Origin of the sequence: Kitasatospora arboriphila, from assembly GCF_039528095.1 — a bacterium.
GTDB classification, from domain to species: Bacteria; Actinomycetota; Actinomycetes; order Streptomycetales; family Streptomycetaceae; genus Kitasatospora; species Kitasatospora arboriphila.
The window spans coordinates 67,581-93,791 of sequence record NZ_BAAALD010000010.1; the positions used below are offsets into that span (position 1 = coordinate 67,581).

At 74.8% G+C, this 26,211-nt stretch carries 20 protein-coding genes and 2 pseudogenes; 5 read left to right on the plus strand and 17 right to left on the minus strand.

The genetic code is table 11. The features are described from left to right. The 3 genes from tmk to ABD353_RS08135 all read right to left on the minus strand — a co-directional run. Positions 1-2,708, minus strand: a 2,708-nt coding sequence (tmk, locus tag ABD353_RS08125) for a dTMP kinase (RefSeq protein WP_344622800.1), incomplete at its 3' end; no start/stop codon positions are given. 145 nt (positions 2,709-2,853) lie between these two features. After that, entirely contained in the window at positions 2,854-5,724 is a 2,871-nt protein-coding gene (gene topA, locus ABD353_RS08130) for a type I DNA topoisomerase (protein WP_344622801.1), read from the minus strand. 452 nt (positions 5,725-6,176) lie between these two features. Next, a complete protein-coding gene (locus tag ABD353_RS08135; protein WP_344622802.1) occupies positions 6,177-6,695 on the minus strand; it encodes a DUF3592 domain-containing protein in 519 nt (172 codons plus the stop codon). A 498-nt stretch (positions 6,696-7,193) separates the two neighbouring features. On the opposite strand from ABD353_RS08135, the gene ABD353_RS08140 reads away from it, so the two are divergent. Continuing rightward, a complete protein-coding gene (locus ABD353_RS08140; RefSeq protein WP_344622803.1) occupies positions 7,194-7,829 on the plus strand; it encodes a hypothetical protein in 636 nt (211 codons plus the stop codon). A gap of 149 nt (positions 7,830-7,978) precedes the next feature. Here ABD353_RS08140 and ABD353_RS08145 read toward each other — a convergent pair whose 3' ends face one another. From ABD353_RS08145 to bldG, 5 genes are all read right to left on the minus strand, one after another. Next, positions 7,979-9,517: a DUF7059 domain-containing protein gene (locus tag ABD353_RS08145; RefSeq protein ID WP_425555101.1), complete on the minus strand. Its 1,539-nt coding sequence runs from the start codon at positions 9,515-9,517 to the stop codon at positions 7,979-7,981. Between the two features lie 160 nt (positions 9,518-9,677). Then, complete coding sequence (locus ABD353_RS08150) at positions 9,678-10,457, minus strand: small secreted protein (protein WP_344622805.1); 780 nt, start codon at positions 10,455-10,457, stop codon at positions 9,678-9,680. 70 nt (positions 10,458-10,527) lie between these two features. Continuing rightward, positions 10,528-10,896 (minus strand): cyclophilin-like fold protein, encoded by a 369-nt coding sequence (locus ABD353_RS08155; protein ID WP_344622806.1) that lies wholly within the window; start codon positions 10,894-10,896, stop codon positions 10,528-10,530. A gap of 285 nt (positions 10,897-11,181) precedes the next feature. Continuing rightward, the gene (locus ABD353_RS08160; RefSeq protein WP_344622807.1) at positions 11,182-11,601 is read right to left on the minus strand and encodes an ATP-binding protein; all 420 of its coding nucleotides are present in this window, start codon (positions 11,599-11,601) and stop codon (positions 11,182-11,184) included. 125 nt (positions 11,602-11,726) lie between these two features. Then, complete coding sequence (gene bldG, locus ABD353_RS08165; RefSeq protein WP_030272780.1) at positions 11,727-12,068, minus strand: anti-sigma factor antagonist BldG; 342 nt, start codon at positions 12,066-12,068, stop codon at positions 11,727-11,729. A gap of 218 nt (positions 12,069-12,286) precedes the next feature. Between bldG and ABD353_RS08170 the strand changes: the two genes are divergently transcribed. Then, on the plus strand, positions 12,287-14,638 hold the full coding sequence (locus tag ABD353_RS08170; RefSeq protein WP_344622808.1) for a DEAD/DEAH box helicase: 2,352 nt from the start codon (positions 12,287-12,289) through the stop codon (positions 14,636-14,638). Between the two features lie 174 nt (positions 14,639-14,812). Here the strand turns inward: ABD353_RS08170 and ABD353_RS08175 are convergent. The 8 genes and pseudogenes from ABD353_RS08175 to ssd all read right to left on the minus strand — a co-directional run. Continuing rightward, a pseudogene (locus ABD353_RS08175) lies at positions 14,813-15,214 on the minus strand (Rv3654c family TadE-like protein); the annotation flags it as partial. Beyond that, positions 15,202-15,654 (minus strand): TadE family type IV pilus minor pilin, encoded by a 453-nt coding sequence (locus ABD353_RS08180; RefSeq protein ID WP_344622809.1) that lies wholly within the window; start codon positions 15,652-15,654, stop codon positions 15,202-15,204. The gene ABD353_RS08180 and the pseudogene ABD353_RS08175, both read right to left, overlap by 13 nt. Next, entirely contained in the window at positions 15,644-16,051 is a 408-nt protein-coding gene (locus tag ABD353_RS40360) for a DUF4244 domain-containing protein (protein ID WP_425555102.1), read from the minus strand. Before ABD353_RS40360 ends, ABD353_RS08180 begins: the two co-directional genes overlap by 11 nt. Before the next feature lie 75 nt (positions 16,052-16,126). Further along, entirely contained in the window at positions 16,127-16,684 is a 558-nt protein-coding gene (locus tag ABD353_RS08190) for a type II secretion system F family protein (protein ID WP_344622810.1), read from the minus strand. A gap of 239 nt (positions 16,685-16,923) precedes the next feature. Then, positions 16,924-17,793: a type II secretion system F family protein gene (locus ABD353_RS08195; RefSeq protein WP_344622811.1), complete on the minus strand. Its 870-nt coding sequence runs from the start codon at positions 17,791-17,793 to the stop codon at positions 16,924-16,926. 167 nt (positions 17,794-17,960) lie between these two features. Next, positions 17,961-18,098, minus strand: coding sequence for a hypothetical protein (locus ABD353_RS08200; RefSeq protein WP_344622812.1), 138 nt, complete (start codon positions 18,096-18,098; stop codon positions 17,961-17,963). Further along, positions 18,095-19,477: a TadA family conjugal transfer-associated ATPase gene (locus tag ABD353_RS08205; RefSeq protein WP_344622813.1), complete on the minus strand. Its 1,383-nt coding sequence runs from the start codon at positions 19,475-19,477 to the stop codon at positions 18,095-18,097. The genes ABD353_RS08200 and ABD353_RS08205 overlap by 4 nt, the downstream gene beginning before the upstream one ends. After that, positions 19,474-20,583, minus strand: coding sequence for a septum site-determining protein Ssd (ssd, locus tag ABD353_RS08210; RefSeq protein WP_344622814.1), 1,110 nt, complete (start codon positions 20,581-20,583; stop codon positions 19,474-19,476). Before ssd ends, ABD353_RS08205 begins: the two co-directional genes overlap by 4 nt. Positions 20,584-21,461: 878 nt before the next feature. Between ssd and ABD353_RS08215 the strand changes: the two genes are divergently transcribed. Further along, positions 21,462-22,307 (plus strand): HAD family hydrolase, encoded by an 846-nt coding sequence (locus tag ABD353_RS08215; protein ID WP_344622877.1) that lies wholly within the window; start codon positions 21,462-21,464, stop codon positions 22,305-22,307. A gap of 392 nt (positions 22,308-22,699) precedes the next feature. Here ABD353_RS08215 and ABD353_RS08220 read toward each other — a convergent pair whose 3' ends face one another. Beyond that, complete coding sequence (locus tag ABD353_RS08220) at positions 22,700-23,581, minus strand: Fic family protein (RefSeq protein ID WP_344622815.1); 882 nt, start codon at positions 23,579-23,581, stop codon at positions 22,700-22,702. Between the two features lie 190 nt (positions 23,582-23,771). On the opposite strand from ABD353_RS08220, the gene ABD353_RS08225 reads away from it, so the two are divergent. Together ABD353_RS08225 and ABD353_RS08230 are read left to right on the plus strand one after the other, a co-directional pair. Then, positions 23,772-24,785: an ATP-binding protein gene (locus tag ABD353_RS08225; RefSeq protein ID WP_344622816.1), complete on the plus strand. Its 1,014-nt coding sequence runs from the start codon at positions 23,772-23,774 to the stop codon at positions 24,783-24,785. A 358-nt stretch (positions 24,786-25,143) separates the two neighbouring features. Next, positions 25,144-26,211, plus strand: a pseudogene (locus tag ABD353_RS08230) (SulP family inorganic anion transporter); the annotation flags it as partial.

A 26,211-nucleotide genomic window follows, 5' to 3' on the forward strand; every position in this document is an offset into this window, starting at 1 on the left:
GCCACGACCGCGGAACTGCCGCAGGTCGCGGCGGCGGCCTGGGCGGCGGCCTCCGCCTCGCGGCGCTCCTGCTCGGCGGCCTCGGCCTGCAGCCGGGCCTCCTCGGCGCGCTGCAGGGCCTCCTCGGCGCGGCGGCGCTGCTCGGCGCGCTGCACGTCGAGCTGGCGCTGGATCTCGGCCTGGGCGGCGGCCTCCGCCTCCCGGCGCTCGCGCTCGGCGGCCTCGGCCTTGAGCCGGGCCTCCTCGGCGGCCTGGCGGCGGGCTTCCTCCTCGGCGCGTTCCTTCGCCTGCTCCTCGGCCCGCAGGCGGGCTTCCTCGGCGGCCTTGCGGGCCTCCTCGGCTGCGATCCGCTCGGCCTCCAGCATGGCGAGGCGCTCCTTCTCGGCCTGCTCGGCGCGCAGTTCCTCCAGCAGGGCCTGCCGCTTGCGCTCGGCCTCCTCGGCCTCGGCCTTGAGCCGGGCCTCCTCGGCGGCGCGGCGCTCGGCGGCCTCCCGGGCGAGGCGCTCCTGCTCGACGCGGGCGGCCTTCTCCTGCTCGGAGAGCGGCAGCTCGCGGTCGAGCCGGTGGCGGATCGCGGTGGTCACCTGGGCGGGCTGCTGGGCCGCGTCGACGACCAGGTAGCGGGACGGGTCGGCGGCGGCGAGGGCCAGGAAGCCGGCCCGGACCCGGGCGTGGAACTCGGTCGGCTCGGACTCCAGGCGGTCCAGCGCCTCGGTGAACCGCTCCCGGGCGGCGGTCGGGTCGACGTCCAGCACCACGGTGAGGTCCGGGAGGAGGCCGCCGGTGGCCCAGCGGGAGATCCGGGCGATCTCGGTCGCGGCGAGGTCGCGGCCGGCGCCCTGGTAGGCGATGGAGGAGTCCATGTACCGGTCGGTGATCACCACCGCGCCGCGGGCGAGGGCGGGCCGGATGACGCTCTCGACGTGCTCGGCGCGGTCGGCGGCGTAGATCAGTGCCTCGGCGCGGTGCGAGAGGCCGGTGTTGCCGACGTCCAGGACGAGGCCGCGCAGCCGCTGTCCGACCGGGCTGCCGCCGGGCTCGCGGGTGAGCACCACCTCGTGGCCCTTGGCGCGGATCCACTCGGCGAGGGCCTGGGCCTGGGTGGACTTGCCGGCGCCGTCGCCGCCCTCCAGGGCGATGAAGAAGCCGGTGCTGGCGGTGCGGTGCGGGGCCGGCTCGGCGGCGCCGCGGACGGCCCGGAACAGCTCCTTGCTGAACGGCGCGACCCCGCGGCGGTCGTCGGTGCGCAGCAGCACGACCGCGGCCAGCACCAGGGTGAGCAGGCCGGCGGTGGAGACGGCGAGCGCGGCGCCGTCGTGGATGAAGGTGAAGCTGCCGGGCTCGACCCGGCCGAGGGTGACCTCGCCGTAGGCGGCGGCGATCAGCGGGACGGCGATCAGCGCGCTGCCGACCACGGCCCGCAGCACCGCGTAGAGGTGCTCGGTGACCTTGGGCAGCCGCGCCTCCTCGACCTCCTGCGCGAGCAGGGTGCGGCCGACCGACACGGTCAGCCCGGCGGCGACGCCGGCCAGCACGGTGAGCAGCAGGACGAGGACGAAGTCCAGCACCAGGCCGGCCAGGATCAGCGCGACGCCCTCGACGAGCAGGGCGAGCGTGAGCAGCCGGCGGCGGGAGAACGAGGGCAGGGTGGCCCGGGTGAGCCGGACGCCGGCGGCCGGGGCGAGGCCCGCGGCGAGGACGACCAGGCCGTAGCCGATCGGGCCGGCCCGGTGCTCCAGCGCGGTCAGCAGGCCGAGCGAGGCGACGCCCGCCATCGAGGCGTAGGCCGCGGCGACGGCGAAGGTGAAGTACGGGGCGGAGCCGGTGCGGCCCTTGCTCAGCGCCTTGCCGGGGGTGGCGTCGACGGGCGCGCGCAGGCCCTGCAGCGGGGAGTGCGGGGCGGTGGCGGGGCCGGCGGGCAGCTCCTGCAGGAAGACCAGCACGGCGGATGCGGCGAAGACCAGGGCGCCGCCGACCGCGGCGGAGGTCATCTGGTGGTCCCGCAGCCAGTCCGGGCCGAGTGCGGCGAGGACGTTGTTGAGCAGGGTGAGGGCGACCAGGGCGGTCGCGCCGAGCGGCACGGTGGCCCAGCCCGTCCGGTCGTCCACGGTGCGGACGGCGTCCAGGGAGGCGGCGGAGGGCTTGCGCCGGTCGGCCGCGGCGTACGGGTCGGCGGCCGGCAGCAGGCCGGGGACGGCGGCGGCCTTGGCGACCGCCCAGATCCGCTCGGCGGCGCCGGCGGCGAAGACGGTGCCGAGCAGCACCCAGGTGGCGGCGCCCGGCGTCCAGACCGACCACCAGGCGGCGACGCCGACCAGGACGGCGCGCAGCACGTCCGCACCGACCAGGACCCAACGGCGGTCCAGCTTCTCGCCGACCAGCGCGTGGACCGGGCCGAGCAGGGCGGCGCCGAACAGCACGGTGGCGAGCATCCGCGCGGTGAACACGGCGGCCACGGCGAGGGCCAGCGACCGGTAGCCGTCGCCGAACTGCCCGCCGGCCACGGCGGCGACCACCGTCAGCGGGACGAGGACGAGCAGCGACAGGCGGTCCGCGGTGCCGCTGACCAGCTGGGCCGTCCACAGCCTGCGGTAGGGGCGGAGCCGGAGCAGCGCCCGGGCCCGTTCACCTGGTGTCCCGGCCGGCGTGACCTCCGGACGGTCGGGCGGGGCGGTGCTGGGACCGGTGGTCTGCTCCTCACTCGTCATACCGTCAGCGTAGCGGTCGGGCGCTAGGGCCCATGGGGCGGACGGGGTTCCGGAAGCCGGTCATGACACGGTTGTGACGCACCGCGGACCCGCACCCCCCGGGGGCGCGGGTCCGCGTGGCGCAGGTCGCGTGGTGCGGGCCGGCTCAGTCCTCGTCGGACGCGGCCCCGGTGGCCGTCGCCTTGGTGGCGGTCTTCTTGGCGGCCGTCTTGGCGGTGGTCTTCTTGGCCGCAGTGGTCTTGGCGGCGGCCGTCTTCTTCACGGCGGTCTTCTTCGCCGCCGTCTTCTTGGCCGCGGCCTTCTTCGCGGGCGCCTTCTTGGCCGTCTTCTTCACCGGCCCGCGGGCGCGCTTCTCGGCGAGCAGCTCGTAGCCGCGCTCCGGGGTGATCGTCTCGACGTCGTCGTCCTTGCGGAGCGTCGCGTTGGTCTCGCCGTCGGTGACGTACGGCCCGAAGCGGCCGTCCTTGACGACCACCGGGCGCTCGCTGACCGGGTCGGTGCCGAGCTCCTTGAGCGGGGCGGCGGCGGCCGCGCGCCCGCGCTGCTTGGGCTGGGCGTAGACGGCCAGCGCCTCGTCCAGGGTGATGGTGAGCAGCTGGTCCTCGCTGGTCAGCGACCGGGAGTCGGTGCCGCGCTTGAGGTACGGGCCGTACCGGCCGTTCTGCGCGGTGATCTCGTTGCCCTCGGGGTCGGTGCCGACCACCCGGGGCAGCGAGAGCAGGCGCAGCGCGTCCTCGAGGGTCACGGTGTCCAGGGACATCGTCTTGAAGAGCGAGGCGGTGCGCGGCTTGACCGCGTTCTTGCCGGTCTTCGGGGTGCCCTCGGGCAGCACCTCGGTGACGTACGGGCCGTAGCGGCCGTCCTTGGCGACCAGCGGGTTGCCGCTCACGGGGTCGGTGCCGAGCGCGCGCTCGCCGCTGGGCCTGGCCAGCAGCTCCTCGGCGAGCTCGACGGTGAGCTCGTCCGGCGGCAGGTCGTCGGGGATGTCGGCGCGCTGCCCCTGCTCGCCCTCGACGGCGGAGGCCTTCTCGACGTACGGGCCGTAGCGGCCGACCCGCAGGGTGATCTCCTCGCTCAGCGGGAAGGAGCTGATCTCCCGGGCGTCGATCGCGCCGAGGTCGGTGACGAGCTCCTTCAGGCCGCCGAGGTGGTCGCCGTCGCCGTTGCCGGCCTCGGCGGCGCTGCCCGCGGCGGTGCCGGCGCCCTCGCTCTCGCCGAAGTAGAAGCGCTTCAGCCACGGCACGGACTCGGCCTGGCCGGCCGCGATCCGGTCGAGGTCGTCCTCCATCTTGGCGGTGAAGTCGTAGTCGACGAGCCGGCCGAAGTGCTTCTCCAGCAGGTTCACCACGGCGAAGGAGAGGAAGGACGGGACGAGTGCCGTGCCCTTCTTGAAGACGTACTTGCGGTTGATGATCGTGTCGATGATCGAGGCGTAGGTGGAGGGGCGGCCGATCTCGCGGTCCTCCAGCTCCTTGACCAGCGAGGCCTCGGTGTAGCGCGCCGGGGGCTTGGTCGCGTGGCCCTCCGGGTTGAGCCGGTCGGCGGCCAGCGGGTCGCCCTCGGTGACGCGGGGCAGCCTGCGTTCGCGGTCGTCGAGTTCGGCGTTGGGGTCGTCGGCGCCCTCGACGTAGGCCTTGAGGAAGCCGTGGAAGGTGATGATCTTGCCGGAGGCGGAGAACTCGGCGTCCCGGCCGTCGGCGGAGCGGCCGCCGACCCGGACGGTGACGGACTGGCCGACGGCGTCCTTCATCTGCGAGGCGACGGTGCGCATCCAGATCAGCTCGTACAGCCGGAAGTCGTCGCCCGACAGACCGGTCTCGGCCGGCGTGCGGAAGCGGTCGCCGGAGGGGCGGATCGCCTCGTGCGCCTCCTGCGCGTTCTTGACCTTGCTGGCGTAGACGCGCGGCGCGTCCGGCAGGTAGTCGGCGCCGTAGAGCTGGGTGACCTGGGCGCGGGCGGCGGCGACCGCCGTCTCCGACAGCGTGGTGGAGTCGGTGCGCATGTAGGTGATGAAGCCGTTCTCGTACAGCTTCTGCGCGACCTGCATCGTCCGCTTGGCACCGAAGCCCAGCTTGCGGCTGGCCTCCTGCTGGAGGGTGGTGGTGCGGAACGGCGCGTACGGCGAGCGGCGGTAGGGCTTGGACTCGACGCTGCGGACGGCGAACGCGGTCTGCTCCAGCGCGGCGGCCAGCGTCCGGGCGGCCTGCTCGTCGAGGTGCAGGGTGTTCGCGGCCGCGGCGGCGTCGCGCAGCCGGCCGTCGGAACCGAAGTCGCGGCCGGTGGCGATCCGGCGGCCGTCGACGGAGACCAGCCGGGCGCCGAAGTTCTCCGGGTTCGCGGCGTCGCTCGCGGTGCGGCCGGTGGAGAAGGTGCCGACCAGGTCCCAGTACGAGGCGGAGCGGAAGGCGATCCGCTCGCGCTCGCGCTCGACCACGAGCCGGGTGGCGACGGACTGCACGCGGCCCGCCGACAGCTTCGGCATGACCTTCTTCCACAGCACCGGCGAGACCTCGTAGCCGTAGAGGCGGTCGAGGATGCGGCGGGTCTCCTGGGCGTCGACCAGGCGCTGGTTGAGGTCGCGCGGGTTGCGGACGGCCTCCTGGATGGCGTCCTTGGTGATCTCGTGGAAGACCATGCGGTGCACCGGCACCTTGGGCTTCAGCACCTGCTGCAGGTGCCAGGCGATCGCCTCGCCCTCGCGGTCCTCATCGGTGGCGAGGAAGAGCTCGTCGGACTCCGCGAGCAGCGACTTGAGCTTGGTCACCTGCGACTTCTTGTCGGCGTTGACCACGTAGATGGGGGCGAAGTCGTGGTCGACGTCGACACCGAGCCGGCGGACCTCGCCGGTGTAGCGGTCCGGCACCTCGGCGGCTGTGCCGGGCAGGTCCCGGATGTGCCCGACGCTGGCCTCGACGATGTAGCCGGGGCCGAGGTAGCCCTTGATCGTCTTGGCCTTGGCCGGCGACTCGACAATGACGAGTCGCTTGCCGTGCGCGGTCTCGCTGCTCGGGGACACCTTCGCTCTTCTCTCCCGGTCGTTATCTGTGCTGGCGGCGCGGGCGGCGGGGGAGGCGCTCCGCCCGTCCTTCCGCCGTCCGGGGCTGTCGCTGCGCGACGACCCCACCAGCGGAGTGTGACCGTACCCTGGCCACCCTTGTCAAACGGACGGTTCCCGCTTTTTCACCGGCAAGGCCGACCGACGCCACTCGAACGGTAACCCGACGACGAGGCCGCGCGCCCCACGGAGGGGGTTGCCGGCCGACGAGGAGGCCGGATCCGGACGTATCCCGGCCGAAGGCGACGGGCCCGGGCCGGCTGTGGACGAAGGGACCGCACGCACCTTGCGGGTTCTCCCGGGCAGGGTCCTCCTCGGGTCCGGCCCGCCGGGAGCTGGTCCGCACCGGCCCCGGGTTCACACCGACAGCGGGATCGGGTCGGTGGCCGGGTCCGCGTCGGCGGCAGCCGTACTCAGCGGGCCAGGAGAGAGGCGAACAGGCTGAGGCCGCCGGCCAGGGCCCCGGTGCCGAGCAGCGCCCAGAAGACGTCGGTGGCCAGCGTCGGCAGCAGGTCGGCGCCGGCCAGCACGACCCGGCTCGGCCGCCGGGCGTCGTACATGACCTGCACCAGGGCACCGGGCACCAGCCTGGCCGGACGCCGCAGCGGGGTCGTCCCGCGGGGGCGCGCCAGCACGGTCTCGGCGGCCCGGACGGCACGGGCCCGCCCGGCCTCGGCCGCACCGCGCACCGACACGACCTCCACCTCCGGCAGCGCGGTGTAGGAGAGCAGCGGCGCGCTGTCGAGCTCGCCGAAGGTGTCGCCGTAGGGCTCGCCGTACGGATCCCCGTCGGCGACCACGCGGGCGGTCGCGGGTATCCCGTGACGGCGCAGATGGTGGCGAAGGCGCAACTCGGCGGCGCACCACAGCAGCAGTGCGCTGCCGAAGAAGGTCAGAACCGCTCCTGCCGCGACCGCCGTCGGCGTCTCCACCGTCCCGCCCTCCCTGGCCTCAGTCCATCGGCCCGGCGCGCCGTCCCGAGCGCGCTCGTCCACAACCTGTGGACGGAGCCTGGCAGCCTGCGGACAACCCCGGACTGACGTTCGACGTACGACCGGGAACATCCCGGGGACGGAGAGGTGAACGACGGTCTGTGGACAATGCTTTCGACGGCGTGGTGGCGGCCGTGGGCCCGGCGGGGCGGGACGGGGAGGCGGGCCGGGCCGGGGAGGCCGAGGGGGCTCGGGTGACGGGACGGGCCCGAGCGGCCGGAGGGGCCGGAGGGGGCCCGTTCTGCCGGCTGCGTCCCGCCGACGGCCCGCGGAACGTCACGGGGAGGCCGCCCGCGTAACGGCTCGGCCCGGGCTGTCACAGCCCCGCTACGGCAGGCCCCGTACCGCGCTCTCAGGGGGTACACCAGTAGCGGCACCACAGCAGGACCACATCGCCTCGGCCGGAGCCCGCCGGTCGAACTCGGGGGGAGAACCACCATGTCCGCACGCCGCCTGATCGCAACCGCCGCCCTGCTGGGCGCCGCCACGCTCGCCCTCACCGCCTGCGACCCGAACGGCGCCGGCGCGGACACCGCCGCCCCGGGCACCGGCACCACGGCCTCCGCCGCTCCGTCGTCCTCCACGACGTCCGAGCCGACCGGGAGCGCCACCCCGACCACCAAGCCGAGCACCAGGCCGAGCGGCAAGCCCTCCACCGGCCGCACCACCACCGCCAAGCCCTCCGGCTCCGGCAAGCCCGCCGCCGACTGCACGGCCGCCGCCCAGCGTCCGGGCCACAAGGTCATCAACGTCACGGCCGCCACCGCCACCAAGGTCACCGCGACGCCGACCCGCTTCGTCTGCGGACCCGACGTCGACGACGACGGCTACTACGAGCCCACCGGCGCGGCCGGCGCCTACACCTTCGCCCCGGGCGCCACCGCGGAACTGTTCGCGATGAGCAGCACGATGTCGCCCAAGGCCGTCCCGCTGGCCGAGTTCGCCACCCACGCCGAGGACTGCGCCCACAACCGCGAGGTCCCCCAGCCCTACTCCTGCTACGGCGGCAACTACGACGTCACGGTCGACTCCGCCGGCCGGATCACCAAGATCAGCGAGCTGTTCCACCCGTGACGGCGCCCTGAACGCCGACGGACCACCGCCGGACAGGACGACGGGGGCGGGCGGGCTGCACGGTGGGGGCGGGACGGTCGGCACGGCGGGGGCGGGGCGTCGACACCGGGTCGGCCGCCCCGCCCCCGTCGGCTGTCATCCGCCGGCCGTCAGGGCGCCACCGGCGCGACGAAACCCTGCTCCGTGAGCAGCCGCAGCGACTCCGGGACCCGGTCCCGCAGCATCACGCGCTCCTCCCCCAGCAGGTGGGCGATGGCATCGACGATGTCGCCCGCAGCGAGGCTGCCGTCGCAGGCGCCCACGAAACCGGCGCCGACCGTGTCCACCTTGGTCGCCCGCCGCATGCCGCGGTTGTGACGCAGGATCACGTGCTCCGGGTCCTCCGCGCCGGGCGCCCCGACCTGCTCCTGCACCACTTCCTCGGCGAGCACGTAACGGGCCGCGAGCAGCGCGGCGTCGTCGTGGGCACGGAGGAAGTCCTGACGGGCGAACCACTCCTCGATGTGCGGGCCGAGCGGCTGCTCGACCGGGTGCGGCCACTCCTCGATCCGGACGGTCGGCTCGGCCGCACCGCTCGCCCGCAGGGTGATCCAGCCGAAGCCGACGCCCTCGACGCCCGCCGCCTCGAAGGCGTCCAGCCACTCCCCGTACCGCGCCCGGTAGTCGGCGCCCCGGCCGAGGTGGTCGCCGCCGTCGCGCAGCCACAGCTCGGCGTACTCGGCGATGTCCTGCACCTGGCGCTGCACCACCCAGGCGTCCAGGCCGGTACCGGCCACCCAGCCGGCCAGCCGCTCGTGCCAGTCCTCGCCCTTGACGTGCTGCCAGTTGGCCAGCAGCTGACAGTACCCGCCGGGCTCCAGGTGCGCGGCGGCGCCGCGGACGATGCTCCGGCACAGGTCGTCACCGGCCATGCCGCCGTCCCGGTAGACGAAGCGGCTGCCGGGCGAGATCACGAACGGCGGGTTGGAGACGATCAGGTCGAACCTCTCGTCCGCGACCGGCTCGAAGAGGCTGCCCCCGGCGGTCCGGGTGTTCTCGAAACCGGAGAGCGCCAGGGTGAGCCGGGCGAACTGCAGGGCCCGCGGGTTGAGGTCGGTGGCGGTGACGTGCTGGGCGTGCCGCGCCGCGTGCAGGGCCTGCACCCCGGAGCCCGTCCCGAGGTCCAGGACGGACCGGACGGAGCGCCGCACCGCCAGGTTGGCCAAGGTGGTGGAGGCGCCTCCCACACCGAGCACCAGGTCCCGGCGGGCCACACCGCCGGAGCTGTCCCCGGCGCCGATGCCGCCGGCGCCGCCCACCGCGCACCCGAGGTCGGAGACGACCCAGGCGTCGGCGCTCGGCAGCCCGGCCACCTCGTTGGCGTACGGGCGCACGTCGACGGTCGCCCGCACCTGGTCGCCGTCCTCGGTCAGCCAGCCGTCGGCCAGGCAGTCCTCGACGGAGAGTGCGGCCGCGGCGGCCGCGCGCGGCACGGGCTGCTGCAGCAGGAACAGCCGCACCAGCGTCTCCAGCGGGCTGCCGCCCCGGGTCGCCCGCAGGGCGGGCACCGTCTCGCTGCGCGCGAGGGCGGCGTAGGCGGTGGGGCCGAGCAGGTCGAGGCAGCCGTCGGCCGTGTACTGGGCGGCGAGCAGCGCCTCACGGAGCCTGGCGAGGCGGACGGGATCGGGCGTAGGGCTGTTGGTCACCACGCCATTGTCGCGCGACCGCGGCCGGTGACGGGTGCGGCCGCGGCGGGTGCGCGCGGCGCACGCATCCCGATCCGGCCGGTCCTGTTTGATCCTGCCTGGTCCTGGCCGGCCCTGGCCCGGTCGTGGCCGGCCCTGGCCGGTCCTGGCTGGTCCTGGCCGGTCAGCCGGCGGAGGTGCTCGGTGAGGCGGCACCGGACTTCTGGGCCTGCTGGGCCGAGGCGCCCGCGGACGGCGCGGTGGACGCGCCCGAGGCGCTGCCGGACGGCTTCGCCGAGGGCTTGCCGGAGCCGTTGCCGGAAGAACTGCCGGAGGGTGCGCCGGACTGCGTTCCCGTCCCGCCCGAGCCGGACTGGTCCGCGCCCGCCGACGCGGTGTCGGTGGCCACCGGGTCCGCCACGGCCTGCGCCTTGCACCCGGGCTGCCGCTTCATCGCGTCGCCCGCCTCACCGGTCTGCAGACGGTTCAGCCCCTGTGTGGAGAGCTGGGCCAGCTGCTGGACCTGGTCGCCCACGCTGCGCAGGCCGTCCGCGAACTTCGCCTGGTCGTCGGTGGCCAGGGCGTCCAGCTTCTTCTGGACGTCCACGTAGCCCTGGGCGGCCTTGCGGAGCTCGTTCACCGCGTCCGTCCGGGCCGTCTCGCCGTCCTCCGACTTCGGAGCCCCGGCCTTGTCGACGGCGTCCGCCAACCCGGCGTTGGACTTGGCCAGTTCGGCCAGGTCCGCGGAGAGGCGCTTCTGCAGTGCTATCGGCGCCTCGCCGGACGTCACCTTGGCGGTGTCGGCAAGGGCGACCCGCGACTGGGCGATCGGGCTCCGCGCGGCGTCGCAGACGCTCTTGGCCCAGCCGTCGAGCTGCTTGGTGTTGTCGTCGCCGCCGCACGCGACGGCGCCGAACGCGAGCAGCGCGCCGAGCGCGGGGACGGTCAGCAGTCGCTTGTTCACCGGGTGCCTTTCGGTCGCGGACGTCGATCTGCGAACCTACACGGCCGTCCACCCGCCCGCCGACCGCCCCTTACGCCCGCTCGACCCGGATCGCGTCCCCGTCACGGACCGTGCGCAGCACTCCGGGGTCCCCGTCCAGCGCCCCGAGCAGGTTGCAGGGGCTCGCGAGGCGGCACTCGCCGTCGCGGGAGATCGGGGTGGGGCCGAAGGGCAGCGCCAGGCTGTCGCCGTCCATCCAGAACGCGACCGTGCCCGGGTCCACGACCTGTGCCGCATCCGGCTCCCGCGGCAGGCTCACGCCGGCGTCGAAGTAGACCTCCTCGCCCCAGGTGCGGGCCGTGGAGTCGATCGGCAGCACGGCCCAGAGCTTCTCCGTGGTGGGCGTCGACCGAAGCTCGGCCGTCGCCTGTCCGGCCGGCCAGAGGATGCGTATGCGCATGGGGGTGTCACTCGTCCCGTCGTTCTCGTACCGAACCGGTCGCGCCGGAAGCAGCCCACTTCAACAATTTGTCAATGCTCACGCAGGCGCAGCGGGACCCGGCCGCAGCGGCAGGCGGTCACGAGACCGGCCGGCGGGCAGGGGTCCGGCGGACGGGGACCAACAGGCCGGGGGCCGGCGGACAAGGGAGCCGCCTGACAGGGGCGAGACGGCGGGCAGCGCATGCCGGGAGTGCGCCCCACATGCGGGCGCCTACGTGCCTCCGGCGGGAGCAGGTCGGGGAAGTCAGACCGCGACGGGTGCGGTGGAGACCGGCCAGCTCATCCTGATCAGGCCGCCCTCGCCACCGTTGGTGACCTCGACGTCCTCCACCAGGCCGCTGATCACGGCCAGCCCGAGGGCGTCCTCGCCGGGGTCGGCGCTCTCGCCGGAAGCCGGGGACGGTAGGGAGGCGTCGCCGGCCTCGTCGGCGACCTCGATGAGGAAACGCTTCTCCTGCTCGATCAGTGCGACGCGGATCGCCCCGTGGGCGGCTCCGCGCTGGTGCAGGCCGACGGCCCGCGAACAGGCCTCACCCACGGCCAGGCGGACCTCGTCGAGCACCGACTCGTCGACCCCGGCACGTCTGGCCACGGCGGCGGCCACCAGCCGGGCCGTGCGCACGTGCTCGGGAAGCGCGCTGAATCGAAGTTCGACGGTTGCCATTCCTCCCCCTCCGGGGTTGCTCCCTGGTGGGCCGTGGCGTGCACGCACACCACGGCGCGGGGCCGCCACCGGCCCCGCCGCACCGGCGGGGCCGCGACACGGCCCCGCCGGTGCGGGAAAGACGATCAGTCGGTGGAGGCGACGGCGTCGTCCACCGAGTTGTGGATCGGGAAGACCTTGGTCAGGCCCGTGATCCGGAAGATCTTCAGGATGCGCTCCTGGTTGCAGACCAGACGGAGCGAACCCTCGTGCGCACGGACCCGCTTGAGCCCGCCCACCAGCACGCCGAGACCGGTGGAGTCGAGGAAGTCAACGCCCTCCATGTCGACGACGAGGTGGTAGTTGCCGTCGTTGACGAGCTCGACAAGCTGCTCGCGCAGCTTGGGGGCGGTGTACACATCGATCTCGCCGCCGACTTCGACGACCGTGCGATCGCCGACCGTACGGGTCGACAGGGACAGGTCCACGGAACCTCCAGCACCTTGCCTTGCTACGTCATTGCGATCCTCGGCCGGGCGGCCGCCACCGCGTGGTCGCAGGCCGGGCGAGGCAAGCCGCTGCTGACCAGCATCGGCGTGCGTCCCTCGGCCGTGCGGCCGTCACGGCCTCATTGAACCACCTGTGACCATGCCCGCACGATGGCTTGCGGCGATTCTCCGTCACGCCGGTGACACACTGGGTCCTCATGCCGCCCCGTCACACCGCGCCCGAAGCACTGCTGAAGACCCTGTCCACCAACCGGGGCCGGTCGGACCGCCTCACCCATACGGAGCACCTTCCCTCCCGCCCCGCGCGCCATTCCTCCTGGCCGGAAGGAATCCGTCCGGAAATCCGGGAGGCCGCCGCCGGACTCGGCGTGCGCGAGCCGTGGGCGCACCAGGCCGAGGCGATGGAAATGGCGCAGGCGGGGCGGAGCGTGGTGATCGCCACCGGCACCGCCTCGGGGAAGTCCCTGGGGTACCTGGCGCCCGTCCTGAGCGCACTGCTCGACGGCACCGAGGCCCGCAACGGCCGCGGCGCCACCGCGCTCTACCTGGCCCCGACCAAGGCGCTCGCGGCCGACCAGCGCAGGCGGGCCGCCGAGCTCGTGCCGCCACGGGTGCGGGTCGCGCTGTACGACGGGGACACCCCGCCCGAGGAGCGCGAGTGGGTGCGCCAGTACGCCTCGTACGTGCTCACCAACCCGGACATGCTGCACCGCGGCATCCTGCCCGGGCACGCACGGTGGTCCTCCTTCCTCAAGGCGCTGCGGTACGTGGTGGTCGACGAGTGCCACAGCTACCGCGGCGTCTTCGGTTCGCACGTCGCCCAGGTGCTGCGGCGGCTGCGGCGGCTCTGCGCGCGGTACGGGTCCCACCCGACGTTCCTGCTCGCCTCCGCCACCACCGCGGAACCGGCCGTGACGGCCGAGCGGCTGACCGGGCTGCCCGCGGTGGCCGTGACCGAGGACGCGTCGCCGCGCGGCCCGCTGGTGTTCGCGCTCTGGGAGCCGCCGCTGACCGAGCACGTCGGCGAGCAGGGCGCGCCCGTCCGCCGGACGGCGACCGCGGAGGCCGGCTACCTGCTCACGGACCTGGTGGAGTCCGGGACGCGGACGGTCGCCTTCGTCCGCTCCCGCCGGGCCGCCGAGCTGGTTGCCCTCCAAGCGCAGGACCTGCTGGGCAACCCCCTGGCCGGGCGGGTCGCGGCCTACCGGGGCGGCTATCTGGCCGAGGAACGACGAGCGCTGGAACGCGACCTGCACTCCGGACGCCTGCTCGGCCTCGCCTCCACCTCCGCGCTGGAACTCGGCGTCGACGTCTCCGGTCTGGACGCCGTCCTGCTGGCCGGCTACCCGGGCACCCGGGCCTCGCTCTGGCAGCAGGCCGGCCGGGCGGGCCGGGAGGCGCAGGGCGCGCTGGCGGTGCTGATCGCCCGTGACGACCCGCTCGACACCTATCTGGTGCACCACCCGGAGGCGCTGTTCGCCAACCCGGTGGAGGCGACCGTGCTCGACCCGGACAACCCGCACGTCCTGGCTCCGCACCTGTGTGCCGCGGCGGCCGAACTGCCGATCACCGATACCGACCTCGACCTCTTCGGGCCGTCCACCGCCCCGCTGCTCCCCGTGCTGGAGCGGCGGGGGCTGCTCCGCCGACGCGCGGACGGCTCCTGGTACTGGACCCGGCGGGAGCGGGCGGCGGACGGGGTGGACCTGCGCGGCAGCGGCGGCAACCCCGTCCAGATCGTGGAGGCCCCCACCGGGCGGGTGCTCGGCACCGTCGACGCGGCAGCCGCACACACCACCGTGCACACCGGCGCCGTCCACCTGCACCAGGGACGCACCTACCTGGTGCAGGACCTCGACCTGGAGACCTCCGTCGCCCTGGTGGAGGCGGCCGATCCGCCCTACACCACGGCGGCCCGCGACATCACGTCGATCTCCGTGCTGTCGACCGACAGGTCCGAGGAGTGGGGCGAGGCCCGGCTGAGCTTCGGTTCGGTCGAAGTGGTCAATCAGGTGGTGGGCTTCCTCCGCAAGTGCATCTCGACCGGCGAGGTCCTCGGCGAGACCAAGCTCGACCTGCCCCCGCGGACATTGCGGACGCGGGCGGTGTGGTGGTCGGTGACGGAGGACCAGCTCTTCGACGCCGAGATCCCGTTCGACCAGCTGCCGGGTGCCGCGCACGCCGCCGAGCACGCCTCGATCGGCCTGCTGCCGCTGTTCGCCACCTGCGACCGGTGGGACATCGGCGGCGTCTCGGTGCCGCTGCACCCGGACACCGGCCTGCCCACCGTGTTCGTCTACGACGGCCACTCCGGCGGAGCCGGCTTCGCCGAGCGCGGGTACACCCGGGCCGTGCAGTGGCTCACGGCCACCCGCGACGCCATCGCCGCCTGCGAGTGCGAGCGCGGCTGTCCGTCCTGCGTGCAGTCCCCCAAGTGCGGCAACGGGAACGACCCGCTGGACAAGGCGGCCGCCGTCCGGCTGCTGGACGTGCTGCTCGCGGGGGCGCCGACCGTCGGGGGCGGCTCGGACGGGGCGATACCGCGGTAGGGCCGGCTGCCACCGGTCGATCCGGGTGGGTCGCCGCGCCCGGACGGCAGCGGGCCGTTCCGCCCTGCTCGCCCCGGCCGCCCCGTCGGCTCCGCCGGGTCCTTCGGGTCCATCGGCAGAGGTGGAGGTGGAGGTGTCTCCGCCACTGGCCGGGGCCCAGACCGGGCCTGCCCGGGCCCGCGCCCGGGCAGGGCCGACCGGGAGACCGAGGTGACCCGCCGCCACCTCCACGACCACCTCGACGGCGTCCTCCTCCGGCTCGGGGGCGCAGGACACCAGGGAGGCGCCGTGGGCCGCCGTGATCCGGGCAGCGCGGCTGCAACCCCCGTCGGGGTCGATCAGCAGGCGCTCGGCAGCTGCCAACGCCGCCAGGTCGGCGGCGGACTCCGCACGGTGGCGGGCCGCCACCGTGGCTCCCACCGCGAGCACGACGGCGAACACGGCGCAGCCGAGCATGCCCAGCGCGAGCAGCCAGACGGTGGCCGAGCCCGCATCGGGGGACACCCCGGGGGACGGCTCGGACGACAGGTCGTACGGACGGCCGGACGCGGCGGATCGCCTTCTCAGGACGGCCATGGCGTGCCGCCCTCCGCCCCGCTCGGCACGTCCTCGCGGGCGGCGACCGCGGAGGCTCCCAGCCGGACCGACAACGCCGCACCGATCCGGCCGGGGGCGGGGAAGGGCGCCTCGACGGTGACCCGCACGGTGTCGTCGTCCCGGGCGATCTCGACGGACGCACCGGGCGGAGCAGCCGCGCGGGCGGCCGCTGCCGCGTCGGAGTCCCCTCGTGCAGCCGCCCGCGCCGCGATCCGGGCGGCGTCGACGCAGCGGATCTGGCCTGCGGCGGCGATGAGGCCCCAGATCAGCGTGGCCATGAGCAGCACCATGGCCGGCATCGCCACCGCGGTCTCGGCGGTGGCCGTCCCGGCGTCGCGCGGCCTGCTGCTGCGGGCCGCCGCGGCCCGGCCCCGTCGACCCGGATGCGACGGGTCGCGCCGACGGCGGTCAGACCGCATGGAGGGCCCTGTCGAGCAGTTCCCCGAGCGCCCCGGAGACCGTCCCGCTCGTCACCACGCGGTAGAGGATCGCGGCGAAGGCACATGCCGCCACCGTGCCGATCGCGTACTCCGCCGTGGTCATACCGGCGTCCGGCGGGCCGACCACGGCACGGCGGATGCGCCGGGCGAGACGCCGTGCGAGGCGCGCACGGGCAACGGCGATGCGGCGCAGCCCGAGCGGGCGGCGGAGTTCGAGCTGTCTGCGGAGCCCGGGGGCTCGACGGTTCCGAGAGCCGGGCGGCGGAGCCACGGAGGTCGGGACGAGGGGCGCCGCGGCCGCCGGGTCGAGGGCTGCCTCGGTGGCGTCGGCCGTCGGGGACGGGAGGTCGGTCAGACGGACGGTGGGCTGGTACATCGCAGACTCCTTCTGGGAGGGCTCGGTTCGAGTCGGGGCGGGTGGGACGGGACGGCGCCTTTGGCGGGCGTAGCGTCAGATCCGCTGCGCGAAGAGGGCGGCGAGGCCCATGACGACCGGCGCGATGCCGATCAGGACGAAGGCGGGGAGGAAGCAGAGCCCGAGCGGAGCCGTGGCGAGCACGCCTGCGCGTCGGACCCTGGCGTGGGCGGCCCGGGCTGCGGCGGCCCGCTGTGCCTGGGCGAGGCCGCTCAGCGCGGCAGCCGGCGGCGTGCCGCTGCGGCTGGTCCTGACCATGCAACGGGCCAGCGGCGCCAGGGCCGGGCTGGTTGCCCCGAGTTGCTCCCAGCAGACCTCCGGCGGCGCTCCCAGCGCGAGTTGTGCGGCAGTCGCCGCCAGCCGGTCACGCATCGGGGAATCCAGGCCGGCCGCCACGGCAGCGGCCGCCGGGCCGGGCGAGGAGGCCGAGCCGAGGCAGGCGGCCAGCAGCTCCGCGGTGAGCGGCAACTGGCGCAGCAGGCGCTCCTCCTCGGCCACTGCCCGCCGCGCGGCTGCCGGTACGGGCCGGGGCAGCCAGCGGTAGGCGGCCGCGGCCGCCCCGGCCCCGGCCACGAGACCCACCGCTCCGCCCACGGCGGCGGCCGTACCGAGGCCGACGGCCAGCGGCAAGCACCAGGCGCGGCCCGGCAGCCTGCGCGGCGGCCTCCGTGTTCGGCGGGAGCGGCGGCGGTCGCCGGGGCGAGGGCGTCCACGATGGTCGGACAGACAGCGCCGCAGGCGCCGTCGGAGGTCGCGCCGCCGTGCCGGACCGGGCAGGAGTGCCGGCACCGCGAGGGCGGCTGACAGTGCGGCGGTCAGCGCGGTGAGGGCGGTCACCCGGCCACCGCCTCCCCCGAGGTGCCGGGGTGCGGCCGCCTCGGAGGTTCCCGGTGGTCCGCGCGTCGGCGGGTGAGTCCGCAGGGAGACCGCGCCGCACGCCGCCCACAGTCCTCGTCCGCTGCCCGGTCCGGGTCGGCCGGGGGACCGTCCTCGGCGGCCCTGACGATCCTGGCCGTCCAGAGCAGTCCCGTGGTCTCCAGCACGGCGCCGACGGCGAGGCAGGCCAGCCCTGCCGGCGTGTGCAGCAGTGTCGACAACGGGTGGGCACCGAGGGCCGTGCCGAGCAGGAGGGCGAACACGGGAAGCGCGGCCAGCAGCGCGACCGTCGCCCGGGAACCGGCCAGTTCACCGGCCACCTCCTCCGCGAGGGCGCGTTCGGACCGCAGGGCATCGCCGAGCTGGTCCAGGCCGGCCAGCAGACCTGTACCGCTGTCGGCGCTCACCTGCCAGCAGGCGGCCACGGCTGCGGCGCCGCGGCCTCCCGGCAGTTCGGCGACCAGGCGGAGGGCGGCGGGAACGTCGGCTCCGTAGCGGGCCGCCGCGAGCCGGGCGGACGGTTCGGCGCCGAGGCCGTACCGGAGTGCGGCCCCGCGGCCGATGACGGTCTGCAGGGCGTACTCGGCGGTGGCGCCGCTGCGGAGCTCGCCGACCAGGGCGGTGCACAGCTCGATCACGGCCGCCGCGCGACGGCGTGCCTCCTCGGCCGTCCGGCGCCGGGCGCGCAGTCGCCGCAGGGGCAGGATCCCGACGGCCGCGGCGAGGAACGGGACCGGGGACCGGGTGGCGTGGCCTGCCGCGATCCCGATCGGCAGCAGGACCAGTTCGGGGATCAGCCACCGCGGCCGTTGTCCGGCCGCCGTCATGCGCCGGGTGACTGCGTGCAGGGCCGCTCCGCTGCGCCCGGAAGGGTGCCCGTCCGTGGTGCCGAGCAGTCGGTGGGCACGCCTGGGGCCGGCCCGGTGCCGCAGTGTGCCGCCCGGATGCGCGGCCGGCGGGCCGGCGAAGGCTGTCGTCCCTCTCGACGGCCCGCTCACGGCCGCCTCCGCTCACCGGATGCCGCCCGGTCGCGCTTCGGCCCGGCGACGGCCGATTCGAGCAGCCACCACGCCAGCCCGGCCGTCCCGCAGAGCGCCAGGCCCCACAGGGCCTCCAGTTGGCGGAGCGTCATTCCGGCCTCCCCGCGAGGGCGACGCCGCGCTCGGCGCAGGCGTGCTGCAGTGCGGCCCAGCCCGGCCCGGTCGCGCACCGGCCGTCGGACCGGAAGAGCAGGGCGGGTCGGGTGGCGGTCAGGCCGCGGGCATCGCCCTCCACGGTGTGGAGTTCGGCGATCCGCCGCTGCCCGGTGGCCGGATCCCGGACGAGGTGGACGACCAGGTCGACGGCGGCCCGGAGCTGGCTGTGCAGCGAGAGCCGGTCGAGCCCGGCGAGCGATCCGAGCGCTTCGAGGCGGGCCGGCACATCGGCGGCCGCGTTGGCGTGGACGGTGCCGAACCCCCCGTCGTGTCCGGTGTTGAGTGCGGCGAGCAGGTCGACGACCTCGGCGCCGCGGACCTCACCGACGACCAGTCGGTCGGGGCGCATCCGCAGGGCCTGCCGGACGAGGTCGCGGAGGGTGAGCTCGCCCAGTCCTTCCTGATTCGGCGGGCGGCTCTGCAGACGCACCACGTGGGCGTGGTCGGGGCGGAGCTCAGCCGAGTCCTCGACGACGACGATCCGCTCGTCCGGTCCGACGAGTCCGAGCAGGGCGGCCAGCAGTGTCGTCTTGCCGGAGCCGGTGCCACCGCTGATGAGCAGCGACAACCGGGCACGGAGCACACCGCGGAGCAGGTCGGCCCCGGGCCCGGTGAGCGTGCCGCCGGCGACGAGTTCGTCCAGGGTGAACGGGCGCGCCCGGCAGATCCGCAGGGAGATGTGGGTACAGCCGCCGGCGGCGATGGGCGGCAGTACGGCGTGCAGCCGCGTGCCGTCGGGGAGGCGGGCGTCGACCCAGGGCATGGCGTCGTCGAGTCGGCGGCCCGCCGCGGTTGCCAGCCGGTGGGCGAGCCGCCGGACGGCCTCGCGGTCCGGGAAGCGCACCTCGGGTGCCCGTTGCAGACCGCGGCCGCAGTCGATCCACACGTCGTCAGGCCCGTTGACGAGCACGTCCGTCACCTCGGGGCGGTCGAGGAGCTCGTGGAGCGGACCGGCCCCGACCAGTTCGGCCTGGATCGCGCGCACGGTGTCGAGCACGTCGTCGCCGCCCAGGGTCGGCAGGTTGGCACGCAGTGCGGCGGCGACGGACCCGGTGGTGGGCAGGGCGCCGGTCTCGGCCAGGTGGAGGCGGACGGCGTCGAGCAGGGCTCCGCGGCCGTGCGCGGTGTCGTCCTGGGTCCGCTGGCCGACCGCTGCGGCGGGCCCGGGGCGGTGTCCGTCGGGGCGGAGGGCCGCGGCCGTCCGCAGTGAGCCACCGCCGCCGAGCCGAAGGGCGGTACCGAGGCGTCGGCGGTGCTGCGCGGGTTGGGCCCAGGGGCCGCCGGACAGCCGCCGACGCGGAAGACGATCGGTCATGACGCACCGCCCGCGGCGGCCACCGGCGGCATGACCTCGCTCAGGAAGCCGCTGCAGAAACGGGCGAGCGGGCCGCGTTCCCGCAGACCGGGCGGCATTCCGCGTTCGACGTCGAGGCCGAGCCCGGGCTCCGGCGGGAGCTCGCCGGCGAAGGCGAGCCCCAGGTTGCGGGCGATCTCGGCGGTGGGGAGGCCGACCGGGCCGGGCACGCGCACCACCGCACGCAGGTCGGTGAGCCGCATCCGGGCGGCCGCGGCCACGCGGTCCGCGGCGGCCAGGGCGCGTAGTTCGGCGGGCACCACGAGCAGGGCGGTGTCGATCTGCTCCAGCGCCCGGGCGGCGGCGGGGTCGAGGTGGCGGGGCAGGTCGACCACCACCAGGCCGCCGCGGCGCCGTGCCGCGGCGAGCACGCTGCGCATCGCCTCGGGCGGGATGGCCAGGCAGTCGCTGCGGTCCCAGGAGAGAGCCCTGAGGCCCTGCAGTTCCGGCAGCGCGTCGGTGAGTTCGGCCCCGCCGATCCGCCCGCGGGAGCTGGCGAGATCGGGCCAGCGGAGCCCTTCGGCGGTCTCGCCGCCGAGCAGCACGTCGAGCCCTCCGCCGAGCGGGTCTGCGTCGACCAGCATGGTGCGGTGGCCGCTGCGGGCCGCGGTCACGGCGAGCGCGCAGGCCAGGGTGGAGGCGCCGGCACCGCCGCGGCCGCCGAGCACGCCGACGGTGAGCGCGGGCGGGCCGACGCCCTCCGCCGCGTCGGCGATCCGATCGAGCAGCCACGCCTGCGCGTCGGGCAGGAAGAGCACGTGCTCGGCGCCGAGGCGCACGGCCCGCACCCACACGCTGCCGTCGTCGAGGTCGAGCCCGAGCAGCAGCACGCCGGCTCGCCGGGGCAGCCCGGAGCACGACTCGGCGAGGTCGTCGCCGACGAGCACGAGCGGCGCGTCCTCCCAGAGCGCGCGCGGCGGTTCCGCGTGGGCCAGCTGCGGTTCGGCACCGGCCGCGGCGCAGATCCGGGCGAGGTGGTCGGCGAGGGCGTCGTCCGCGGTGATGATCAGCGGGCCGGCGTGCGCGGGGCGGTCCGCCGGGCGGGAATCGGTGGTGGGTGTCGACATGGCGTCTCCCCCAGGGGCGGCGCCCGGTGCTGCCGGGCGGTGTCCGAGTGGTCCGGGCCGGTCGGCGCGCGTGGAGCACGTGCGGCGGCCGGTGCGGGGCTGCCTGCCCGCCCGGTGATCGGGTGGGTGCGGCGGCGGCCCGGGCACCACCGTGGCGGAGCAGACGGCCCTCGGATCCGCTCACGGCATTCGCTGTGGACAACTCGGGGCTGTGGATAACTCGCTTCACTCGCCCGGGGGGCAATGCATCGCAGAATTGACGCGAGAGGCATGAGAACGCGCCTTCTGTGCGCCCTGCGATTCCCGATGAATCAGTTACCGACAGTGACACGGGCGGCGTGGCGATGGTGGACGTGCGCCGAACGGGCCGGGCGGTCACCGATCCGTTCCGGGTGGACACCGGGAGTGTCAACTACCCTGCGAAACGGGCCCGGACATGCGACGACCCCCGCCGGGGGGGAGAGCGGGGGTCGTCTATCCACGGCCCGACTCGGGGGGGAGGAGCCGGACCGGGTTAGCACGGTCGCGAACGATCCGTGACTTCCATGGTGTACCCGAGCGGCCAGAAACACAAACCCGCGCGCCACCGAGTACGCCGAATGGCGGGGGGTTTCGGCACGCCCTCTATCCTCGGTCCCGTGGACACCACCGAGAACGCCGACACCGTCGACAACGGTCCCGACTCGGGGCGCGCAACCACCCCCGACGCGCCCCCGCCGACCACCCCCGACCGGGCGGAGACGCCGGCCGCCGACGCCGCACCGGCCGACGGCGCAGCCGAGGGTGCATCCGAGGGCGGCGAAGGGGGACCGGTCGCCGACACCGGCCGCCCGGACGGGCCCGACGGCGAAGCGGACGCGACGGACAAGGCGGACGAGGTGGACGCCGCGGCCCGGCCGGCCGCTCCGAGCCCGCCCCACGGAACCCCGCGGACGGCCGCGTTCTTCGACCTGGACAAGACGATCATCGCCAAGTCGAGCGCGCTCGCGTTCAGCCGGCCCTTCTACCAGGGCGGCCTGATCAACCGTCGGGCCGTGCTCAAGAGCGCGTACGCCCAGTTCGTCTTCCTGGTCGGCGGCGCGGACCACGACCAGATGGAGAAGATGCGGCAGTACCTGTCGGCGCTGACCCGCGGCTGGAACGTCCAGCAGGTCCGCGAGATCGTCGCGGAGACCCTGCACGAGCTGATCGACCCGATCATCTACGAGGAGGCCGCCTCGCTGATCGAGCAGCACCATGCGGCCGGGCGCGACGTGGTGATCGTCAGCAGCTCCGGCTCGGAGGTCGTCGAGCCGATCGGCCGGCTGCTCGGCGCCGACCACGCCATCGCCACCCGCCTCAAGGTCGAGGACGGTTGCTACACCGGCGAGATCGAGTACTACGCGTACGCCGAGAACAAGGCGGCGGCCATCCGCGAGCTCGCCGCCGAGCAGGGCTACGACCTCGCCGAGTCCTACGCCTACAGCGACTCGTCCACCGACCTCCCGCTGCTGGAGGCGGTCGGCCACCCGTCCGCGGTCAACCCGGACCGGGCGCTGCGCAAGGAGGCGACGGCCCGCGAGTGGCCGGTGCTGGTGTTCAACCGCCCGGTCGAACTCCGCAGCAGGCTGCCGGAGTTCAGCGCTCCGAGCCGGTCCGTGCTGCTGGCCGTCGCGGTCGGCGCGGCAGCCCTCACGGCGGGCCTGCTCTGGTACTCCGCACGGCGGCGCCGACCGGCGGCCTGACCCGTCCGACCAGGCCGATTGCCATATCGGACAAACGGGAAAAAGTTCTTGTTTCGGGTTCCGCTTTGGGGCGATCCGCGATAGAAAGGACTTACGGCCCGCGAGACCCGGTCAGGACCCTAAGGGGTCGTTCCGACAACGCAGTTCAGGCCCACGGACCGCGCACAGCCAGCTGGGCACCCACATGCAGCCGACCCGCTGACGGGCCGCCGCACCAGGTGAACGGGCCAGATCCCCACCTGATGGGCACTTCCGGTGCATGCTTGGTACCCCGGCCCCTGTGCCAGCGGCGGCACCGAGCAGGACCAGGTGCCGCCGCATCCGCATGTCACGGACCGTTCGAGCGACCCGGCCGACGCCCCGAGCCGTCGGCCGGTCACATGGTCGGACGGTCAGACCATCCCGCGCTGCATCGCCTCGCAGACCGCGGTGCTCTCCCGGACACCGAGCCGGAGCGCCTCCCCGCAGTGCCGGATCCACCGCGCCATGCCGTCGCCGGTGCCGCTGAGGTATCCCGCCAGGGCGTCCCGGTAGGAGGCGGTGCCGAGCTCGGCGAGGCCGACCTCGGCCGGGCAGATGGCCTTCGGGTCGAGGCCCTCGGCGATCAGGACGATGCGCTGTGCGGCACGTGCGATGACCCCGTTGTGGGAGGCGAAGGGGCGCAGCGCGAGCAGTTCGCCGTGCACCACCGCGGCCGTCACCAGGGCGGGCGCACCGTTCGCGGCGCCCTCGGCGCGGGACGCCAGGAGGTGTGACAGCTGGTCGAGGCGCGCCGCGACCTCCTCCGCGCCCGGCGCGGGCGGGAGTTCCACGCCCTCGACCGGCTTGTCGAACCCCTCGGCGGCCGCCAGCTCGACCGGGAAGAGCGGCCCCGCCTGCTCGCCCGCGCGCCGCGGACGGCCGGCGGACGGGTCGGCGTCGCCGACCGCGAGCAGGTGCAGCCGGGCCAGCACCTGCAGCGGCGAGTGCCGCCACACGCCCAGCAGCTGCCCGGCCTCGGCCGAGATCCGCAGCGCACCGCCCACCGTGCGGGCCTCGGCGTCGCCGCCGAAGTCGGTGCGCCGCCGGATCTCCTCCAGCGGCCAGTCGGCACCGTCGAGGGCGGCCGACGCCCGGGCGCCGCGGATGGCCGCCTCCGACGTCACCTCACCGGCTCGGCGGCGCATCACGCGGTGGCCGTAGAGCCGGTCGACGGCCTTGCGCACCTCGGCGACGGCCTCGGGCACCCCGGGCAGCTCGGCCAGCGAGGCGAGGGGATCAGTTCCAGTGCTCACGTACCCGAGGGTAATGAACCACCCCCCACCCCCCGCACAGCAACCCCGGCATCACCCGATCGAGGCAATCCTGCATTCCCACCCGCGCGGCGTACCAAACCACCGCTAGCATGACCGCTATCGGTGACGATAACGATTTCCAACATCCCTTCGGCGGCGCCGGTCGCCGCAGCGAGAGCCGGAGCCCCAGATGAAGATCGCGTTCGTCGGCAAGGGCGGCAGCGGCAAGACGACGCTGTCCGCGCTGTTCATCCGCCACCTGGCCGCCGCCGGCCGTCCGGTGATCGCCGTCGACGCCGACATCAACCAACACCTGGGCCCGGCACTCGGGCTGACGGACGACCAGGCCGCCGGACTCCCCTCGCTGGGCGCCCGCCTGCCGGAGATCAAGGAGTACCTGCGCGGTGACAACCCGCTCATCGGGTCCGCGGAGGAGATGATCAAGACCACTCCGCCCGGCCGGGGTTCGCGACTTCTGCGGATCGTCGAGGAGAACCCGGTGTACGCCGCGTGCGCCCGTCCGATCGCGCTCGACGAGGGGTCCGTCCGGCTGCTGGCCACCGGCGCCTTCACCGAGGAGGACCTGGGCGTCGCGTGCTACCACTCCAAGGTCGGCGCGGTGGAGCTGCTGCTCAACCACCTGATCGACGGCCAGGACGAGTACGTGGTCACCGACATGACCGCCGGATCGGACTCCTTCGCCTCAGGCCTGTTCACCCGCTTCGACCTCACCTTCCTGGTCGCCGAACCGACCCGGAAGGGCATCTCCGTCTACCGCCAGTACAAGGAGTACGCGCGCGACTTCGGCGTCACCCTCCGGGTCGTCGGCAACAAGGTGCAGAGGCCGGACGACCTGGCCTTCCTGCGCCGGGAGGTGGGCGACGACCTGCTGACGACCTTCGGACAGTCCGACTGGGTACGGCGGCTGGAGCAGGGCGCCGAGCCCGCCCTGAGCCTGCTCGAGCCGGCCAACCGCAGCACCCTGGAGGAGCTGAAGGCCGCCGCGGACGCCGCGTTCGGGCTGCGGGACCCGCGGAAGTACACCGCCCAAGCGGTCCACTTCCACCTGCGCAACGCCGAGAGCTGGGGCAACGCCAAGGTGGGCCGGGACCTCGCCGAGCAGGTCGACCCGGAGTTCGTGCTCGGACTCGACGGCGCCACCGCGGACCGCGGCACGGCCGGGCTGGGCGCGGCCCGGGCCTGATCCCCCACCCGCCGCCGCCGGACGAGGCACTGCGGCAGCACCGCCGGAAGGGTCGGCGAACACCCCCTGAGCTGGGCGTTCGCCGACCCTTCCGGCTGTCGGGTTCCCGAGCCGACCGGCCTCCACTCATAAAGGTGAATCCAACGCTCCGGCCTGTCGTTCGTATTCACGCCGTGCAAAGATCTCATTACTCTCGGTTTACCGAATCTTGGCAGACCGGACTGATGGTCCTTGGGCCCCGCGGACAGCCGCCGCGCCCACACCATCCCGCCACACCGTCGCGATCCACGACAGCCGATCCGCTGACAGCACCACCACCGGACCTGACTGCGTACGTTCCCCCGGAAGACGGGACACCATGACCCTCGACATCTCCTCCGCACCCATCGCCTCGGACACCACCGACCACGCGCCGCCGTCCGGCGGCCGGTCGTCCGGGTCGGCTCCCCGCCCCGGGCGGGCGGGCGGCCGAGGCCGCTCCGCACTCCTCCACGACCTGCCGGCCTCGCTGGCGGTCTTCCTCATCGCGGTGCCCTTCTCCCTCGGCATCGCCCTCGCCACCGGCGCGCCGCTGACGGCAGGCCTGGTCGCCGCCGCCGCCGGCGGCCTGGTGGCCGGTCTGCTCGGCGGCACTCCCCTCCAGGTCAGCGGCCCCTCGGCGGCCCTGACCGTGATCACCGCAGGCGTGGTCGCCCAGTACGGCTGGCGGATCGCCTGCGCGGTGACCGTCGCGGCCGGCCTGCTCCAGCTCCTGCTCGGCTCGCTGCGCGTGGCCCGCGCGGCGCTCGCCGTCTCCCCGGCGATCGTGCACGGGATGCTGACGGGCGTGGGCCTCGCCATCGCCATCGCCCAGCTCCACGTCGTGCTTGGCGGATCGCCGCAGAGCTCCGCCCTCGCCAACCTCCGCGCGCTCCCCGGTCAGTTGGCCGGGCCCCACCTGCCGGCCCTGGCGGTCGGCGCGCTCGCCGTCGCCGTGCTCTTCTGCTGGCCCCGCCTCGGCCGCCTGCCCGGTGCCGCCGGCCGGATCGGCACACGGCTCGCCCGGCTGCCGGCCGCCCTCGTCGCCGTCGCCGCGGGCACGACCCTCTCCCTCACCCTCGGCCTGCACCTCGCCCGGGTCGAACTGCCCGGCTGGCAGCACCATGCACTCGCCGCGGCCCCGAGCGGCCGGCTGCTCGCCGAGCACTGGCCGGACCTGCTCACCGTGGTCCTGACGGTCACCGCCGTCGCCGGTGTGGAGTCGCTGCTCTCCTCGGTCGCGGTCGACCGGATGACGCACACCACCAGCGACCTGGACCGCGAGCTGCGCGGCCAGGGCCTGGCGAACATGGTCTCCGGCCTGTTCGGCGGCCTGCCGGTGGCCGGCGGCGCCGTCCGCAGCACGGCCAACGTGCAGGCCGGCGCCGCCTCCCCGGGGGGGGCGGCC